Origin of the sequence: Butyricimonas paravirosa, assembly GCF_032878955.1 — a bacterium.
Classification (GTDB): domain Bacteria; phylum Bacteroidota; class Bacteroidia; order Bacteroidales; family Marinifilaceae; genus Butyricimonas; species Butyricimonas paravirosa.
Window position 1 is genome coordinate 3,137,269 of the sequence record NZ_CP043839.1, and the last position, 18,319, is coordinate 3,155,587.

Consider the following 18,319-nt stretch of genomic DNA (forward strand, 5'->3'; position numbering starts at 1 on the left):
CTATCGCTATTTTTTACTTATTGATTTTCATTTCCTTTCAATACCGGAAGACTGATGTGGTATTTCACTGCAACGACCCGGGTTAAAATGACACTTCCGGCCGTGATGATCTGGGTGGTGATGTGTCCCACGGCAAAGAAGTCACAGGCGAAGTAAATTAATCCGCCTAGAATACAGGCGATAGCATATATGTCCTTACGGAAGATAAGGGGAACCTCGTTGATAAATATATCCCGGATGACTCCCCCGACAGCTCCGGTTGTCATACCCATGATAATGGCAACCCACATTGGGAATCCTGCAACCAAACTCTTCTCGATACCTACCACGGTAAACAGTCCCAATCCAATGGCATCAAAGATGAAAAACGTGTTATTCAATCGGATGACATATTTCCCGAACATAATCACGAATAACAAGGCCAGCCCTGTAACAATCAGATAGGAGGGTTGGTGCATCCAAAAAGGAGTTAACCCCAGCATCAAATCTCGTGTCGTTCCGCCCCCGATGGCTGTTGCGGCTCCAACCACGTATGCCCCGAACCAGTCGAATCGCTTGGCTGATGCCAAACGTATTCCACTGATAGCGAATGCGAATGTACCGATGTAATCAATGATTGTAGTAAAATCAATATTCATATTCCTGTTATTTTTTGAGCCTGCAAAGCTAATAATAAAGGAATATCATTCGCCACGTATTTTGATGTTTTACAGCATGATAATAGGGTTTATAAACCTATTTTTATACCCACTCTTCGCTTTTCATTTCCCCTTCCACGGAAAGTACGATCTTTTTGATCGGGATGTTACGGGAGGCCATTTCTCTCGCTTTTAAAGCCATTTGCAGGAGGCCACCGCAACAAGGTACTTCCATGATGAGAACCGTGAGCGTGTCGATCTGGGCATCGTCAATCATGCTACGAAGTTTGTCCACGTAAGAATCGGTATTATGATCCAGTTTCGGGCAGGCAATAGCCAGGATCTTACCTTTCAGGAAACGTTCGTGAAAATTCCCGGAGGCAAAGGCTGAACAGTCGGAGGCCAGTAACACGTTTGCCCTTTGGAAATACCCGGCTTGCGGGTTTAATAGGTGTAACTGTACGGGCCATTGCCGGAGTTCGGAGCTACCGGAACATGGAGTTATAGCGGGTTTCATGACGGGTTTTAATTCTCTTGCCATGGAACCGGGACATCCACATCCCAATTTCGGTGTGGGATGTAATTCTTGCAGGTTTATGGGGATGTTATGGCGTTTCAAATATTCCAATCCCTGTTTTACCAGCTCTTTTTCACCGTGTTCTTTCAGGTGACGTAAATGAGCCAGGATTACGTGTTCTCCTTTGGGCGCTATACGCTCCATAACAGCTTCTTCACTATATGGTTCCGCTTCCCGTTCTTCTAGCTCGATGGCACCGACGGGACATTCTCCGATACAAGCACCCAGCCCGTCGCAGTACAAATCACTTATCATGACGGCTTTCCCGTCTATTAATTGTAAAGCCCCTTCGTGGCAACCTTTCACGCATAGCCCGCAGCCGTTACATTTTTCCTCGTCTATTTTTATAATTGTCCGTTTCATAGTCAGTCGTTTTTGATTCTAGGACAAAGATACACGTGAAAACAGGGGAGTTTTGTAATGAATATTACAGATGGGGCTCAAAAAACAAGAATAATTGTTTATGAATTTTAAATTGTAAAAAATAGAGAGAATGTATAAGTTCTAATTAATATCGTTTTTTTCTTTTTAGTATGATATACACTCTCTTTGGACATCATTCGTAGAGCTTCTGGGAGGTATTCGTGGAGGAATGAGGATAGAGTTTGTTCAATATCGGAACAAATTCGAATCAAAGACACTCACTGAACGTCTTTGAAACGTCTTTGATTCGAAAGTGAAACGTCTTTGATCCCTAAGTTCATCGAATCTTCTTCGAATTTCCTGCGGGTATTTATGGTATTCTCCAGTATCTCCTTGTACACGAAACTAGGAACTTTTTCCTTTCATACGAGGAGACACTGGGGAAGTGTTAACCTTCAATTTTGGAAATTTACTTGAATGCTTTTTTCAAGCGTTCCAGTCCTTCTTTTACCGTTTCGAGCGGGCAACCGATGTTCATGCGGAAAAAGCCTTCTCCCTCGGGGCCGAAATCCGTGCCGCTATTTAAGCCGAGTTTCGCCTCGTGGAGTAGTTTTTCCTGAATTTGCTCGTGGGATAGCCCTGTCGCCCGGAAATCAAGCCAGAGTAAAAAAGAGCCTTCCGGGAGTATCATTTTTACCGAGGGTAACTCTTCCCGGAGAAATTGATCGGTAAACAGGATGTTCTTTTCGAGGTAACGAACCATTTCGTCCAACCAGGCGTCCCCGTGCTTGTAGGCAGCCTCTAGAGTGACGTGTCCGAAGATATTACCCAAATCCAAGTGCAGACATAAAAGTTCTTTCTCGAAGGGACGACGTAATTCTGGGTTCGAGATCACGACAACGGAATTCATCATCCCGGCGATATTGAATGTTTTACTCGGAGCCATCATGGTCACGGTGATCGCGGCAATCTCCGGTGACAGGGAGGCCATTACCACGTGCTTGTGTCCGAAGAGGGCAAGGTCGGAATGGATTTCGTCAGAGAGGATTGTGACCCCGTATTGCAGGCATAGCGCTCCGATTCGAGTAAGCTCTTCCTTGGTCCATACTCTTCCTACAGGGTTGTGAGAATTGCTTATTATCAGTAATTTTACTCCGTCTTTCAGTTTCTTTTCAACATCTTCCCAGTCAATCTGGTAATGTCCGTTTTCTACTTTCAAGGTACTGCATACGAGTTCCCGGTTGTTATCTTTCACCACGGCATAGAATGGAGGATAGACAGGAGTAAAAATCATGACCTTATCATGTTCTTCCGTGTAAACTCGAACCCCTAATGCCAGGGCCGTGACGATACCGGGACTACTTAACAGCCAGCGGGTGTCCATTTGCCAACCGTGGCGACGTGCCACCCAATCGGCGAATGCCTGTTTGGCTTTATCACTTCGGAACGTGTATCCGAAAACTCCTTTTTCACAACATTCACGAGCGGCATCGAGAATTTCGGGGGCTACCTGAAAATCCATATCCGCTACCCACATGGGTAGAATATCCGTGTTACCAAACACGTTTGCAAGATTGTCGTACTTCACGCAACTCGTGTTCCGACGGTCTATTATCTGATCAAAATTGTACATACTTTTTTTATTTAATCGAGTAGCAAGTTATAAAACTCTTTTAAATATTTATGCGGGAATGGACGGGAAATGTCGAAACATTTATTTCATATTTTGGTAATCGTTTCTTAACAATACAATTCTTCCTTTGTATAAGTAATTTAGGAATGAATATATGCCTAAGAAACAGCAACATTACAAAACAATCGTTCTTTCGGACATTCACCTCGGTTCTAAATGGTCGAAGACGAAAGAGGTTACCCGTTTTTTAAAACAACACTCTTGCGATACCCTTATCTTATGTGGTGATATTATCGACGGGTGGTCGCTTATGCGAGGGAAAAACAGTAAATGGCGGCGGCGCCACACGAATTTTATCAAGGTGTTACTAGACATCTCTCATGAGACGAAGATTATTTACGTGCGGGGAAATCATGATGATTTCCTGGATCGAGTGATCCCCTTGACCTTCTCGAATATTTCAGTGGTGAAGGATTACATCCACACGAGTGGGGATAAACGTTATTACGTGCTACATGGGGACGTGTTTGATAAAGTGACTTCCTCTATGAGTTGGTTGGCGAAAGTCGGGGATGTGGGATATTCTTTCTTGTTGTGGGTGAACAAGATTTACAATCGCCGTCGATTGAAGAAAGGTTTGCCCTATTATTCGATTGCCCGGGAAATCAAGTTAAAAGTGAAAGCTTCGGTTTCATATATCAGTGATTTCGAAAAACACATCGTGGATATTGCCGGGAAGAAAGGTTGTCAAGGGGTGATTTGCGGGCATATCCACTATCCGGAGAAGAAGATGATCGGGAACGTGCTTTACTTGAATTCGGGAGACTGGATGGAATCTCTCTCTGCCTTGACCGAGGATTACGATGGAAACTGGAATGTGTATATCGAAGAAAAGGCTTTGACGGAGGTACGAGATTCGGAATCTGAAACTGTATTACACACGGGATTAGCGGTATGAAGTATTTATTTATCGTTCAAGGAGAGGGAAGGGGCCATCTGACGCAGGCCATTTCGCTTTCGCAAATGTTACGTCGTCATGGTCATGAGGTCGTGGAAGTGCTGGTTGGGAAAAGTAGTAACCGGGAGATTCCCGCTTTCTTTTTGGAGAAAATTGGGGCAAAGGTAAAGACTTTTGCCAGCCCGAGTTTTTGTTACGGGAAAGATCACAAGAAGGTGAAACTGACAAAAAGTATATTACTTAATATCACGGTGAAGAAATTGCGGGAATATAGGAAGAGCGTGAATTTGATCCATCGTCACATTCAAAAGACGGAGCCGGATGTGGTAATTAACTTTTACGAGATTTTGGCCGGGCTGATGAACCTGCGTTTCCGGGAACATGTTCCTTTTGTCTGTATCGCTCACCAGTTTCTGATGAAACATCCCGACTTCCAGTACGGGAACGGGACCGGAAGAGAAGAAATGTTATTGCGTCTGAATAACACGTTGTGTAGTATCGGGGCGACGAAGACATTGGCTCTTTCGTTCTACCCTTTGAAAGATTTTTACCGGGAGAGAATGGCTGTCGTCCCCCCGCTTTTACGGGAAGAGGTGTTACAAACTACTCCGGAGGATAAGGGATATATTTTAGGGTATATGCTGAATCCCGGGTATGCCGATGAGGTAAAAGAGTGGCATAAATCCCATCCCGATCAGGAGGCTCACTTCTTTTGGGACAAGAAAACTGCTCCTCCGGTTTTTCGGGTAAACGATCGTTTAACTTTCCACCGGATTAATGATGTCAAGTTTTTGGAGTATATGCAAGGCTGTTCGGGATATGTCACGACTGCCGGGTTTGAATCCGTCTGTGAGGCGATGTATTTGGGAAAGCCGGTCATGATGATTCCTACCCACGTGGAGCAGGAAATTAATGCTGCCGATGCAGTTGGAGCCGGGGCGGGAATCGAGAGTACGACTTTCGATGTTTCCCGTCTAGTGGAATATATTCCGAGCCATAATACAGATTCTGGGGCTTTTCGAGATTGGGTACAATCTGCTGAAGAGTTGTTTATTCGGCATTTGATGACGCTGGTGTGAAAAGTTACAAGGGAGAAATTATTCTCTTGCTTTCTGTTTGTCCTTTTCTGTAGATTTTTTCTTTGTTGTTCTTTTAAAAAATTACTTTTTTAATGTGTCCCAAGTTATTTTCTTGATTCTCTTTTTTCTCTCATTTTTCTTCGGTTTTGTTCATAGATGTAAAATTCTTTACTTAATTCTTTCATTTTTTTCTCCTCTTCTAATAGTTCCTTTTGGGTGCCGAAGAATGAAATGTCCGTCACAGCATATATATAGTCTTCATTGAAACTTTCAGGATCAGCTAATTTTATCTTCTTTTTAATCTCTTGCTCTATCATGTAGAACGTGTCAGGAGGAATAGCTTGCCAAGCAGGATGATCCCAGATTAAAAAACTAATTTCTACAATGTCGCCTTGTCTGTTTGCAAGCATATGAATAGATATACCTAATTTAGCATCAAGTAATGCTTCCATTTCTTGTTTTAAATGTCGATATACAATTTCTGCGGTAGTCATTGGATATTCGAGTAACATTCGTCCATTTTTTCGTTGGAATTTTTTGTTGTCAAATAAATCATGTTTGTTGTTTATATTTTGTAATCGAACTGGCTTCATAATGGGGTGCCCTTCAATTTTTTCCATTATGACGAATAATGAATCTTGAGAGACGTGATAACTTGTTTTTTTCCCGTGTGTAGTTTCACCATATTTGTAATAGGGTTGTTGGCCCAAGAGTTTTCCTACAGAGAGGAAAAATAGTAATGATAAAAGTAAAGCTTTCATTGTAATATATCTTTTAATGTTTTGAATCCACGCAATGTCCATTCTTCGGTTTTTCCGCCGTATTTAGGTATTTTCTTTAATAGCTCAACTGCATCTAAATAACGTCGTTCCAGTTTTTCTGTATTTTGGGGATTCTTTAAGTTGAAATTTGAATCAAGCAGGTCTAACATGCGATATATAACCTTAAAAAAAGGTTGTGTTTCTGAATCACCAACAAAACTTCCAAGACTTAATTGTGCCATAAAAGCGTCAATTTCATGATTTATTGGAGACGTGTCCGTGGAATGTTGAAATATATGGACAAATTCATGCATTAGAATACCAGCCCAAGTTAAACTAATATTGTTAATATCATTTTCAAGTAATAGAGCGCAGTTGCGGCTTACATATATTGTCGTTCCATCTGTCTCGAAATCGTAGTTTTGAAGGTCGACATCAACACTAATATAGAATGTTTTATTGAAACCCTTTAATTTATCAAATAGTTTTTTACCTAAATGATTGTTGTAAATATTATTTAATATTTCATTGAGCTTGGGAGTGTAGCTCTCAAGACCATTTTGGTATTCGATTTTAATAGGAATATCTGCAATAACAGAATAGAGAATAATATTTTCATCCTTTATTCCCCAATGGAGGTCTTTATCTGGAATTATTTCTTCCGAATATTGACATCCCCAAAGTAAACAGATCAGGCAAAATAATATATATTTCGTATTCATAAATAATTTTATTCATTTACTTGCCTTTCAGTTGTTCTGCGATTTTCTCTCGTAAGGCATCATCTCGGAGATTCTTGGCGACAATTACATTATTTTCGTCTAGCAAGAGAGAATGAGGGAGGTTTTTCACGAAAAACAGGCGAGCGATTTCAGACTGTTGGCCTTTCAAGTCCGAGCCGTTTTCCCATATCATTCCATCCTCTCCTACGGCTTTAAGCCATTCCATCCTATTGTTGTCTAGAGAAATACTAATAATTTCCAGACCTTTTGTATGATATTTCTGATAGATTTTTAACAGGCTTATATTTTCTTGGCGGCAAGGAATACTCCATGATGCCCAGAAATGAATTAATTTTACTTTTCCTTTAGTATTTCTGAGAACAATAGAGTTTCCATCGGTTTTTTTTATTGTAAAATCGGGGGCAACATTTCCTTCCGTGAGTTTTTCCTGTTGAGCAATAAGATTTGCTATTGCTTGTCCGGGGATTGTTGATTTAGCATTCTCTCCTAGCAAAGAATACCTACCTTTCAGTGTTTCTAATTCCATTTGTTGCATACTGGAAAATATCACATAGGCAGCGACATAAGTATCGGCATATTCTTGTAATAGTTTTTTTTCTTTTGCTTGTGCATTTTCCAAAAACTGATTGAATTGATTGATTAATGTTTGTACTTTCGAGTTATTCCCTTTTTGTTCTGTAAGTTGAAGTTCTGTTTGTGTTTGCTGTTGTATGATCTCTGTATTGATTTTACAGAACCGATTATAGATTTCTTGTTGAAAACCTCCTTGTATTATTACTCCTGAGGTCCCTGCAAATATGGTGAAATTTGCATTTTCAAGGATGAGAGGAATGATTCCTTGTTGATCGGTTGTTGTGATGTAAGCCCCGATCGGTTTGTCGGTCGTACCGGTGAATTCGAAAGCCTCGTTTATTATTGGAGTTATTCCTAGTGTATCTACCATCCCTCGTTCTTCACTTATTAATAAAAGGGTTCCGTCGGCCATCCCCTCGATTTTTCCGCTTATTTTGTAATTTTCTTGAGCTATGGTGGTAATAGAAGTCCCTATTACCAATACAATTAGTAATAAAAGTTTCATCTTTTCTGTGTTTTATGGGATTTCTTTGATTTGTAAATGTACATGGAAAAGGAATATCCGGGCTAAACCGGATAATCCTTTTCTAATGAAAATAGTGCGTGTTTTTTACTTGATAAAGTTAAAATACCCCGATTTCTGCTAGGGATACCGAGAAATTTTGTCCGTAAACTTGGTCATTAACAATGAATTTGAAGTATCGGACATCGGGCGAATTGGGGAAATAGAGAATAGTTGTTTCTCCATTCGTTGCCCCGATCGTGTTTTCTTCCACGTATGTAGCATCCTCCCAAGAGATCTTGTTTGTTGAGACTTTAACTTTTATCATGCCAGGCATTAGGCTCGCACTTTGAGAATCTGCTTTGTCAAAAGCTTTTTGCACAATTTTAATGCCGTGTATGGTTTGAACTTGTTTCATGTCTACCGTGATTTCGTAAGTACGAGCTAAAGTTGAAATTAATTCTGGTTGCCACCAGTTATCGAGTTGTCCGTCAAATAGATTTTCAAGATTTGAGTTGTAGGGATATTTATCCTCTTCCGAACAAGTATATTCCCAAGTGCTGGCATCCAAACACGTTAATGCTGGTTGCGTGGGATTACTTTTTTTCGTTACATAAGCAGGTAAATTTTCATCCGGAATATAATGCTTGTTATAGCGATCGACAGCTAGTCCACAGACCGTGTTGGCTACATCCAGAACAAAAAGACTACGTTCCAGATCATATAATTCGGATTGAGGAACTTGGTCTGCCATGTCTGTTCGCAAGTAACGATTTTTTCCTAGAACTAATTTTTCTAGATTAGGGAGATTCAGGATGTCTTCAAAAGAAGAGAGCGAATAATCATATTCAAGTTCTCTTAAAGATTCAATGAACTCTTCCGAGATCTCACTTTGTCCGTATTTTGCTTTAAGCCAATGCTTGAAATCACTGGTGTACAATTTATCCCGGGAAAGTTGATACGGGTCAAAAACAATTAGGTCATCACATCCTTCGACTTGACCTTCCCGATTTAGAATTACCGGCTTGTCGGGGTCAATTTCTTCTGGTAACAAGTAATACTTTTTTTGCATTAATTCGGATGTTAATTCCAGGGTTTTGACATTCCCGTCTGCAGTATAATAATTCAATTGGGCGGAAGAAATGTTCTCTTGCCAAGTTGAAAAGAAAAGCACTAAACGTTTCTTTACAAAGTAATGTTTGGAAATCAATCGAGTAAAGGATATTATTGTTTCATGCGTGGGTGTATAAGGACGTCCAAAAATTGGGTTGGCTAAAGACTCATTGCCATTTTTGTCAATAGCACATACTGTAACCTCGTAATTTCCATCTTCTAAATCGGGAATACTATACTCTGTTGTATTTGGGGCTAGAAGAATAGAATCTTTCATATCATTTACTTGCCAGCGGACTTTAATTTTATCGATAACGGGATCCACATTATTTACCCATTTCACGATTAATCTTTTCCATCCCGGAGCTACCGATACTTTGGTACATTTCCCTAGATAACGAATGGCTCCATCACCTGCATAATCACTATATGTATCTTCCAAACTCTCGCAACCAGCGACAAGGACGAGAGATATAAGTATCCATAAATATTTTTTTATTGCCATAACTTAGTCTTTTTTGGTATAAACCTCGAATTCATGAAATGTTACATATTGGCTTGCGTTAATATCTCCAGCCCAGCCGGAAAATAGTCCGAAGGTATCGTTTATCACAACCTTAATGAAACGATAGGAACTTCCGGTTGCGGCAAATGGGATTGAAATGTATTGCGGTTTGGCCGCTTTGATTTCTTCCAAGCTATTGAGTTCATCTACTGTGTTCAACAAAGGACACTTGGAACACCAGCGGAGATTGTTAACAAGTTCCCTGTATTGTTCAAAATGGCCAAGTTCTTTCCACGAGTTTTCGTCATCTTTATTATTAGATGCGTAAATGGTGACATTACAAGGAAGCTTGTTGAAAATTCTTCCTGCCCACACGTAACCGTACTTTCCCGGATTAGGGTCCCATGCTGAAGGTGCTGATGGGAAACTTTTCTTCGTGTATAGCATGCTGTATAGTCGAACTTCCGATATTAGTTTGTCCTCTTGAAGGTCAAGAATAAATAGTGGCTTACCGAAACAATCTGGTCCGGCTAGATAAGTTCCATAGGTATTCTTGTCTGTCCCGAAAGATGTTTCCCCTTTCGTGTCCCCATCGAATAAATATGATTTACTCAATTTTGCCTCTGCGTCTTCTATGGCTAGTCCTTCTGGATCTAAAAAGTCAAATTTTGAAGGAGATAATAAAGCTGTATTGTAGGCTTCGATATTTTCCCAAACTTGCTGTTTTACCATGTAACCTCGAAAATCTTCCGTACGAATTACAACCGTGTTCGTGGCGGCGGATTGTTCAAGGGGGAATGCTAAGGTGTCTGCTCCGGCCGTGATTTGAAAACTATTTATCAATAATGTGTCCGGTTCTTGTGTTTTTGGATCTTTACCGATATAAAATACGTGAGCCATACCGTTTGCATTTTGGGGGACATCGTATGTGAGCATGAATCCGTTCCAACTTGGTTTTACTTCCAGTTGTTCAAAAAAGGCAACAGGGCCAGAATCTTTCGTGTCAAAAGCGATCTCCAACGGGGCCGATTCCACGTTATTTCGATTGCAAAGAGTGATCGACGCCAGAACTCCTTGCCGGGCTTCGTTGAATCCGACTAGAAATAAAGAATCACAAGCATAACTACCCGTTCGTAGTATTTCTTTACCGAACGCATCTTGATAACGGACTCTGATGGATAGAATGTCCGGATCTGCTGGTAATCGATAACGCATAATAGCCCCCCCGGCCGTGGGTTGAAAAGAAATATTTTCTTGTGGTATGGTAATGTCAAAACCGACTTCTTTGTCTTCTTGACAGCCATAAAATATGCTTAATGTCAATAGTATATAAATAAGTTTTTTCATAATTCTATATTTATGTATTAGACTATTTGTTACCAACCTGGATTTTGAACACAACCGGCAACCATAACTTCCTCGCTACGAATGGGGAAAAGATAATCTCTAGGAGCGACGAATTCCCGTTTTGACCATACAACGACAGGTCCATCAAAGTTATTATAGAATTGATGTGCTGTTTCTCCTAAAATATTCCATCCATAAAGATCTGTATTTAATTCATCAGCAGCGGTTAACCAACGGCGTAAATTCCAGAAACGACGCCCTTCAAATGCAAATTCAATGTTCCATTCTTGACGAATGATCTCTCGCATTCCTGTTTTCGTTTTTACCTTGTCTGGGGTTTTTGAGTAATTAGTCCATGCGGATTCTACGTCTGGAATTCCTGCGCGTTCTCGTACTGCATTTAGAGGATTATAGACGTGTTCGGCATCAGGTGTTTCTAAATATTCATTCCAAGCTTCTGCTTTCATCAGGTATAGTTCTGCTAAACGGAAAATAATAGCACCTTCTTCACGATTATCGATAGCTGAAGAATAATCACGTGTTGAGACATTAGAGTAGCTTCCCTTTTTCAACCAGTAACCACTTAAGTTTTGCGGATAGGAGTTATTGATGATGGGGGTGTGCGTACCGAATTGTTCTCCCCGATAAGCTTTCACGATAAGATTCTGCGCTGCATCTTTTCCTCTTTGCCAGTAACAGCGGTCGGCGGCGATACTTGCATAGAAACGAGGTTCTCTGCGAAGATGTAGTCCCAGTACATCAGAGTTTAACGGAATGACATCTCGATATAGAGGACTACTTTCTTTTCCCATTTGGTAGCGGGAAGAATAATCCCATTCTTTGTCAGCATCAATTGGTAATCCATGTTCCGTGTAATACATTTCGACCATTTTTATGCTTGGAGAGATACAACCTTTCATTGATGCATTATAATTAGCATAATCAGTACTTTTGAAATAGGGTAACGTCCAAGAATACCAGAAGTGTAAGCTCTGACCTTGTGGGCGAATCATGTATATAGCCTCGTTGTTGGCATAACCTGGCGCTACCACTGAGTTTTCAATATCCATCATGGTATTGAGCAATTCTGTACTTTTAGACATATTTCCCGTGACAAGTTGTCTTCCTCCATCTAAACAAAGTTGTATCGCCTCGTCTGTCGCTTCTGCTGCACGTTTCCACTTTTCATGATCATATGTTGTGTTAAACAGTTGTTCTCCCTTTTTATTTTTGAAATTGGTATATGCAGGATTCCCGTTAAAAAGGGGTGATGCGGCATATAGCAGAACTTGTGCTTTTAATGTTGCTGCGGATTCTAAACTATGATATGTCCAACGAGATTGATCTTTTTGCATGAAAGGAGGTAATACTTTCATCGCTTCATCCAATAGCCTGACAATTGTGTTTACACAAGTGTCAATAGGAGAACGTGGTTGTTGCATAATCTCAATATCTGAATTTACTTCAATATTTTCAGGAACTAAAATGATTGGTCCATACCGGCGCATGAGTTCGAAATACAGTTGTGCTTTTAAGGCTTTTAATTCGGCTACCCATAAAGCTTTTTCGTTGTCAGGCATATTGTAAACTCCACCGATCTTTTCGAAAAAGATATTACAATAACGAATGGCAGCATAAAATAAGTCTTTTTTCCAAATATTGGCATATGGTTCTTGAACCATTTGTAGACCGTCGCCGATAAATAAACCGTACCATTGCCATCTATGTTGAGTTGTGAGAAGTTGTCGCGTATATTCTCCGGCAACGACTTCGTCTGTCCCGGTAAAAGCGGGATTTACGATGACGGAAGAAACCGGATCGGTCATGAGAACATAACAGCTTTTTAACCATAGTTCGGCTTGTTCTCGTTTTTCAAAAATGGTCTCGATTGTCTCAATATCATTCTCGGGTACTATATCCAGATAGTTACTACAACTAGAAAAGAATATTGATGTGACAATCGTGCTATATATAATTAAATGCTTCATAATAGTAATTTATTAGAATTAGAAACTGAAATTTAAACCGATAGCATATGTCTTTTGTATGGGATAATTAAAACCGTCTTCACCTAATTCTACATCCCATACTTTAAAGTTGGTGATTAAGAATGGATTATTTGCCCGGACGAAGAGTTTGACATTCTGCAATTTCCATTTATCCATCAATTTTCGAGGCATATTGTAAGCTAATTCCAACGAGGTACAACGTAAAAAACTACATTCTCGCATAAAGTAGGTACTTTTACGAATTTCTGCATTATTTTCATTATACCAATCTTCTTGTGGATTGTGTTGTGTTAAGTTGTAAGTTGATAATCGTGGCCAGAACGGTTTGTTTGACATATTGTCTTCTGACCAATGGTCGTTGTAAATAGCCTTTAGCATGGCGTGGTCATTATCAAATGGAGATATTTTTTTAGGATCCATAAAGAATCCTCGTTTCCCGGAACCTTGGAATGCAAAACTGAATTCGAAACTCTTGTAGTTGATAAAGCCTTGGAAACCATAAATTAATCGAGGAGTTTCTGGGAATCCGATGTAAGTCGCATCTTCCACGTCAATCACTCCATCACCATTCAGGTCGCGATAACGGATATCTCCGGGCATTACATCCCCACCTTGAACCGGAGAGTTGTCTATTTCTGCCTGGTCGCGGAACAAACCTTCTGCAATATATCCTACTTGTTGAGAGATTTCATGACCAACCTTACGTTGCCATACTGGTTTATCCGTTGCCTCTTCAATTTCCAAATATTTTGATTCGGAATAAGTGGCCGTGGCGTTTAAGATGACCCACAAGTCATTTGTGAAAGCGTGTTGGATTTTGCCAGAAAAGTCTAACCCGCGCGTTCGTGCTTTACCAATGTTATCTAAGGGGGCAAGCTCTACACCCATGGAAGAGGGGATTGTGGTACGATTGGCCAAAATGTTATGGCGTACTTCTTGAAAAGCATCTAAAGTAAATTCAACAACACCTTTGAATAACTTAGCCTCTAGTCCCAAATTTACTTGTTCTGCAATCTCCCATTTTATATTTTCATTAGCATAGGAAGAAACTCGGAAACGATTAATATTTTGTCCATAGGGCATTGGATCTTTATATTGAAGGCTATTAGGTTTTTCGATGAGTGGCAGAAAAACAAAACGAGGGGTTGAAATGATTCCGTCGTTTCCAACCTTCCCATATGAAGCTCTGAATTTTAAAAAGGGTAGCCACTCTGAAGTGGATTGCATGAATGGTTCGCTGGATATAACCCAGGCAATTCCTCCGGCTGGAAAAAAGCCCATTCGGTTCTTGTCCGCGAAACGTTCGGAGCCATTGTACCCGAAACTACCTTCTATGAAGTACCGATCTTTGAATCCATAACTTCCGCGCATGGAGAATGTCATGTTGCGTCGGGGCATACCGTCTAGGACGGATTGGATGGGAGTGTAGGTTCGTTCTTGCATTTGAAAGACTCCTGTTAATGAAGTCTGGTGATCTCCCCATGCTGCGGTATGTAATGCCCGCCCTTCGTAAGTCACTTGCGTGTTGGTTGTAGAACTGTTAGATGCGACTTCTAGTGTTCTACGGGCAGATACCGGGTTTATAGCATGTAGGGTATGCTTACCTGTTTCGAAATTGTAGTTTTCAAGAGAATATAAAAAAGGTGCAGTTTTAAAACCAGTTGTGTAGTATCCGGATTGAACAATGGATACGCTGGCTCTAATCTCAAGACCTTTGATTAGAGAGGAAAGATTATGGATGTATTCTGCTTTGTTTGTGGTAGAATACCGGGTACGTTTCATGTATCCTTTTTGAATCTCCATGTATGGATTTGTCGTGTATTCATCTACTGCTCCAAAACGAAGATGGGGCCAGTTGTATGTATCATCTCCCGGATAGGTAGGTGCAAAATCGACAGGGGAAGCATTAAAGGCTAATTGGTACGCTTGGGTTACATCATACAACGGTCCATTATATTTATCTAAAGTGGTGGACGAGTTGATTAATAATTTGATACCCGCCTTTAAATCAATGTTCAGGTTTGCCCGGAAAGAGGTTTGATTGTTTATGATGTTACAATCATAATCATTTAATTTATCTGTTTTTAGCATACCTTGATCTCGGTTGTAATTTACAGAAGCGTAATATTGTACAACCTTTGAACCACCCCTAATACTGATCCCGGCATGGTGGTTTACGTTAAAACGTTTAAATAAAACATCGTACCAGTCGTTTTGAGGGTATAGCCAAGAAGGATATTTTCCCGAGAGGGTTCTGTTGATTGTTTCCTCGCTGTATTTGGGTGTTGAAGCTTGTGAGCGTCCCATTAATGCTTGGTTGTACATTCGCATATAAGTGATGGGATCTACCACGTCAATTTCTTTGGTGGGCATGGAGAATATGGATTCATAACGTAAAGATGCATACACGCTGCCTTCTTCCCCCTTTTTCGTGGTAATCATGATTACTCCATTTGCCCCGCGAGCCCCGTACATCGCTGTTGCCGAGGCGTCTTTTAATACCGAAAAAGTCTCGATGTCTTCGGGTGCAATTCTGGCTAGTTCCAATTTTGACGATTCTACCCCGTCGATCAAGATTAATGGGTCAATATTTGCTCCTGTCTGGAAAGACGTGATCCCGCGAATATAGAACTTCGTATTCATCTCTTCTTCGGTCAACGCTCCCGGAATTCCTCCCGTTTGCCAACCGATAATACCGGGGACACGTCCCGCTAGGCTTGTTGTTAAGTCACTGTTAGAGGATTTTAAATCCATGGGGCGTACCGTGGAGATTGCAGATACTACACTTTCTTTCTTCTGTGTACCAAAGGCAACAACGGCAACTTCTTCAATGTTTTCGGCTGTTGGATTTAATGTTACATTCACGGTCTTTTTTCCTTTGATAGCAACGATTTCCGGTTTGTAACCGATGAAAGAAACTCGTAAAACATCGTCAGGTCTAACAGGAATCGTGTACCGTCCATTGGCATCTGTGGCAACTCCTTGGGTTGTCCCGTGGATAATTACTGTGGCTCCGGGAATAGGATTTCCTTTATCATCTGTAACTTTACCACTAAGTCTGATTAATTCTACGATCTTTTTCTCTCGAATGGAGATCAAGCTTTGTGAAATGGCGTATTCTAATCCCAGCTTGGGAAGAATCTCGTCTAAAAGTTGTTTTACCTCCTTGTTTTTAGCCTCTACTGAAATTTTTCCTTTGGATTTGGCCAACTCACTGTTGTAGAAAAAGTCATAGTCGGTTTGCTTTTTTAATTCCTCGATGACTTCGTTTAACGTGACATCTTTCAAATCTAAAGTAACCTTTGTTTTCTTTTGGGCCTGTGCATTTGTCGGGAGGGAAAAGCACACACCTAGCAACAAGATTACTAGATTTTTTTTAAAGATTAACATCTTCTGCCATGAATTCCAGCATCTTGGCAATGCATAGTCTCGCTTTTTTTTCATAAATTTGTAAATTAATTTATTAAACATCTATACTTCCGATTCTTGCAAGGACTCCGGAAAGTATTGAGAATAGGAACAGGTTGAGGATTGATCAAGTCTTCAACCTGTTATATTTTTATTTTCTTTGTATTATAATCTTGTCTTCAGCAATGATGAAATTGACGTCACGAGTGTATTCCAGCATCTCGAATAATGGACGGAGATCCTCGTAACGTTTCAATCGTCCACTGAATTTTATCTCTTTGACTTTTGGGTCTGCGAACTCGATATTAAGATTGTACCATCGGGTAAAAATTTGCATTAATTCCTCCAAGGACATATCCTCAAATTCATAGTAACCCTCCTTCCAAGAGATGAATTGTTGTACATTTACCGGAAAATAGTCCGATTCTTGTGTAGTTTTATTGTAAGCAACTTGCGTACCGGGAGCCATGATGATATTTTTATTTCCACAATGGGCCTCCACCCGCCCTTCTACCAAGGTCGTTTTTACCCACGTCCCTTCAGCATAAGCGTTTACATTGAAAGAAGTTCCCAATACCCGAATTGCAACATCCGATGCATGAACGATAAATGGGTGGAGGGAATCAGATTTAACCTCGAAATAGGCCTCTCCGGTTAAAAATACTTCTCTCTTATCCCCGATAAATTGATCCGGATAGCGCAACGTGCTACCAGCGTTGAGATATATCTTCGATCCGTCCGAAAGTACTAGATTGTATTCTGCCCCGTAGGGTATGTTTATAGTGTAATACTCGGTCTCTCTCGTTTTAATGGTATTGGATTCAACAATTAGAGTTTGTTGGTCAGTGCGCATTTCCCTGTTACTGTCAGAGACAATAACCGCTTTTTTCTCTTGGCTAAGTAATCGCTTTCTGCCATCAGGTAAAATCAATTCTGCCGCGGGTCTTTTAAGTGCTAAACCGGAGATATACGTTTGATTGATCGTTTGTGTTCTCGTGACGGTGTTCTCCGTCCGGAGAAGGAAGAAAAAACCGATAAATAGGATAATTCCTGCTGCACAGGATGACCAAAAGATCAATTGACGTTTTCTTTTGCTTTGTCGGACTTGGTGTTGAACTTTGTTAAATACGACTTGATGTGATTGATGCCGGGCTAATATCTGTTTTTGTTTCTCTAATTTCACTATCAGTTTTCCTACTTTCTTGTTATGGACGGAAGAATTCTTCCATGCCTCGAATTCCTGTCTTTCCTCCTCGGTCAATGGAGCTTTATTTAGGTAGGCAGCTAGGATGTCATCAATGTCTTTTTTCATATCTCTCCCTTTGTTTTTTATATATTGCTAAAAGGAAGAAAAAGGGTGATAAGAAATTAATCTTTTTCTGTTAAAAAAAAGTAAAAGCGTAAAAAACAATTCTTCTTGTAAGTTTTCCCGTAAAAATTTGAGTGCTGTCTTCATTTGAGTCTTCACGGTATTAATGCTTGTGCCTAGTTCATCGGCCACTTCTTGGTAGGTTTTGTCATTCAGACAGGCCATGAGGAAGACTTTCCGGCATTTTTCGGGGAGCTTGTCTATTGTTTGGTATAATAATTCGATCTCTTTGGAGGACTCGTCAAGCGTGTCATAATGAGAGATTTCACTTTCTTGGGAGAATGAAACTTGTATATTGTATCTTTTCTTGTATTCCCGGAGAAAAAGGAAAGCTTGATTTTTAACCATTTTGAAAATGAATCGGTCCAGATCGCCCGAGAATGAATGAAGGCGCTTGCTATTCCACAGGTTGACGAAACAATCCTGTACAATGTCTTCGGCTGTTTCCAAATCATCCAATATATGATAACAATATAATAATAGATTATCATAGTACCGGTCAAAAAGAAGTCGGAATGCACCGCTTTCGTCTTTTTTGAGTAAATCTAATATGGATTCTGACGGATTCATGCACACTTTTTTGTACTTACAAATATAATGAACTCCAAGACGGATGCAAATTTTAAAAGAAATTATTGTTTGAAATGTTTGTTTCCGTGAATATAATTAAAGGAGATTAGAGGAAAACCTAAAGAGAATTAGAGGAGATAATCCTCCTTGTTCGAAACTTTCTCGATGATT

The 18,319-nt window shown here is 40.2% G+C and carries 14 protein-coding genes; 2 read left to right on the top strand and 12 right to left on the bottom strand.

Going from position 1 to position 18,319, the window contains the following annotated elements; genetic code table 11:
- Window positions 1–17: 17 nt before the first annotated feature.
- From F1644_RS12960 to F1644_RS12970, 3 genes are all read right to left on the bottom strand, one after another.
- Window positions 18–638, bottom strand: coding sequence for a trimeric intracellular cation channel family protein (locus F1644_RS12960; RefSeq protein WP_118302962.1), 621 nt, complete (start codon window positions 636–638; stop codon window positions 18–20).
- A gap of 103 nt (window positions 639–741) precedes the next feature.
- Complete coding sequence (locus F1644_RS12965; protein WP_118302964.1) at window positions 742–1,578, bottom strand: ATP-binding protein; 837 nt, start codon at window positions 1,576–1,578, stop codon at window positions 742–744.
- A gap of 469 nt (window positions 1,579–2,047) precedes the next feature.
- A complete protein-coding gene (locus F1644_RS12970; protein WP_118302966.1) occupies window positions 2,048–3,211 on the bottom strand; it encodes a MalY/PatB family protein in 1,164 nt (387 codons plus the stop codon).
- A gap of 154 nt (window positions 3,212–3,365) precedes the next feature.
- Between F1644_RS12970 and F1644_RS12975 the strand changes: the two genes are divergently transcribed.
- Window positions 3,366–4,169, top strand: coding sequence for a UDP-2,3-diacylglucosamine diphosphatase (locus F1644_RS12975; protein ID WP_118302968.1), 804 nt, complete (start codon window positions 3,366–3,368; stop codon window positions 4,167–4,169).
- Window positions 4,166–5,248 (top strand): glycosyltransferase family protein, encoded by a 1,083-nt coding sequence (locus tag F1644_RS12980; protein ID WP_118302970.1) that lies wholly within the window; start codon window positions 4,166–4,168, stop codon window positions 5,246–5,248. Before F1644_RS12975 ends, F1644_RS12980 begins: the two co-directional genes overlap by 4 nt.
- A gap of 104 nt (window positions 5,249–5,352) precedes the next feature.
- Here F1644_RS12980 and F1644_RS12985 read toward each other — a convergent pair whose 3' ends face one another.
- The 9 genes from F1644_RS12985 to F1644_RS13025 all read right to left on the bottom strand — a co-directional run bounded on the left by F1644_RS12985 (window position 5,353) and on the right by F1644_RS13025 (window position 18,148).
- Window positions 5,353–6,009 (bottom strand): hypothetical protein, encoded by a 657-nt coding sequence (locus tag F1644_RS12985; RefSeq protein WP_118594316.1) that lies wholly within the window; start codon window positions 6,007–6,009, stop codon window positions 5,353–5,355.
- Entirely contained in the window at window positions 6,006–6,731 is a 726-nt protein-coding gene (locus F1644_RS12990) for a hypothetical protein (RefSeq protein WP_118302974.1), read from the bottom strand. Before F1644_RS12990 ends, F1644_RS12985 begins: the two co-directional genes overlap by 4 nt.
- Before the next feature lie 16 nt (window positions 6,732–6,747).
- The gene (locus F1644_RS12995) at window positions 6,748–7,830 is read right to left on the bottom strand and encodes a TlpA disulfide reductase family protein (RefSeq protein ID WP_087419345.1); all 1,083 of its coding nucleotides are present in this window, start codon (window positions 7,828–7,830) and stop codon (window positions 6,748–6,750) included.
- A gap of 118 nt (window positions 7,831–7,948) precedes the next feature.
- Window positions 7,949–9,445, bottom strand: coding sequence for a DUF4998 domain-containing protein (locus F1644_RS13000; protein WP_168044460.1), 1,497 nt, complete (start codon window positions 9,443–9,445; stop codon window positions 7,949–7,951).
- A gap of 3 nt (window positions 9,446–9,448) precedes the next feature.
- Window positions 9,449–10,792 carry a DUF4959 domain-containing protein gene (locus F1644_RS13005; protein WP_087419347.1) on the bottom strand — a complete coding sequence of 448 codons (1,344 nt, stop codon included), beginning with the start codon at window positions 10,790–10,792 and terminating at the stop codon, window positions 9,449–9,451.
- Window positions 10,793–10,821: 29 nt separating this feature from the next.
- Window positions 10,822–12,780, bottom strand: a complete 1,959-nt coding sequence (locus F1644_RS13010; protein WP_087419348.1) for a RagB/SusD family nutrient uptake outer membrane protein — start codon at window positions 12,778–12,780, stop codon at window positions 10,822–10,824.
- An 18-nt stretch (window positions 12,781–12,798) separates the two neighbouring features.
- Window positions 12,799–16,245: a TonB-dependent receptor gene (locus F1644_RS13015; protein WP_118303654.1), complete on the bottom strand. Its 3,447-nt coding sequence runs from the start codon at window positions 16,243–16,245 to the stop codon at window positions 12,799–12,801.
- A 115-nt stretch (window positions 16,246–16,360) separates the two neighbouring features.
- Window positions 16,361–17,521, bottom strand: a complete 1,161-nt coding sequence (locus tag F1644_RS13020) for a FecR family protein (RefSeq protein WP_118302978.1) — start codon at window positions 17,519–17,521, stop codon at window positions 16,361–16,363.
- A 27-nt stretch (window positions 17,522–17,548) separates the two neighbouring features.
- Entirely contained in the window at window positions 17,549–18,148 is a 600-nt protein-coding gene (locus F1644_RS13025) for an RNA polymerase sigma-70 factor (protein ID WP_118302980.1), read from the bottom strand.
- Window positions 18,149–18,319: the final 171 nt, after the last annotated feature.

Excerpts from the sequence above, each read along its gene's own strand:
- F1644_RS12960 (WP_118302962.1), bottom strand. The coding sequence starts at position 638 with ATGAATATTGATTTTACTACAATCATTGATTACATCGGTACATTCGCA.
- F1644_RS12965 (WP_118302964.1), bottom strand. The coding sequence starts at position 1,578 with ATGAAACGGACAATTATAAAAATAGACGAGGAAAAATGTAACGGCTGC.
- F1644_RS12970 (WP_118302966.1), bottom strand. The coding sequence starts at position 3,211 with ATGTACAATTTTGATCAGATAATAGACCGTCGGAACACGAGTTGCGTG.
- F1644_RS12975 (WP_118302968.1), top strand. The coding sequence starts at position 3,366 with ATGCCTAAGAAACAGCAACATTACAAAACAATCGTTCTTTCGGACATT.
- F1644_RS12980 (WP_118302970.1), top strand. The coding sequence starts at position 4,166 with ATGAAGTATTTATTTATCGTTCAAGGAGAGGGAAGGGGCCATCTGACG.
- F1644_RS12985 (WP_118594316.1), bottom strand. The coding sequence starts at position 6,009 with ATGAAAGCTTTACTTTTATCATTACTATTTTTCCTCTCTGTAGGAAAA.
- F1644_RS12990 (WP_118302974.1), bottom strand. The coding sequence starts at position 6,731 with ATGAATACGAAATATATATTATTTTGCCTGATCTGTTTACTTTGGGGA.
- F1644_RS12995 (WP_087419345.1), bottom strand. The coding sequence starts at position 7,830 with ATGAAACTTTTATTACTAATTGTATTGGTAATAGGGACTTCTATTACC.
- F1644_RS13000 (WP_168044460.1), bottom strand. The coding sequence starts at position 9,445 with ATGGCAATAAAAAAATATTTATGGATACTTATATCTCTCGTCCTTGTC.
- F1644_RS13005 (WP_087419347.1), bottom strand. The coding sequence starts at position 10,792 with ATGAAAAAACTTATTTATATACTATTGACATTAAGCATATTTTATGGC.
- F1644_RS13010 (WP_087419348.1), bottom strand. The coding sequence starts at position 12,780 with ATGAAGCATTTAATTATATATAGCACGATTGTCACATCAATATTCTTT.
- F1644_RS13015 (WP_118303654.1), bottom strand. The coding sequence starts at position 16,245 with ATGAAAAAAAAGCGAGACTATGCATTGCCAAGATGCTGGAATTCATGG.
- F1644_RS13020 (WP_118302978.1), bottom strand. The coding sequence starts at position 17,521 with ATGAAAAAAGACATTGATGACATCCTAGCTGCCTACCTAAATAAAGCT.
- F1644_RS13025 (WP_118302980.1), bottom strand. The coding sequence starts at position 18,148 with ATGAATCCGTCAGAATCCATATTAGATTTACTCAAAAAAGACGAAAGC.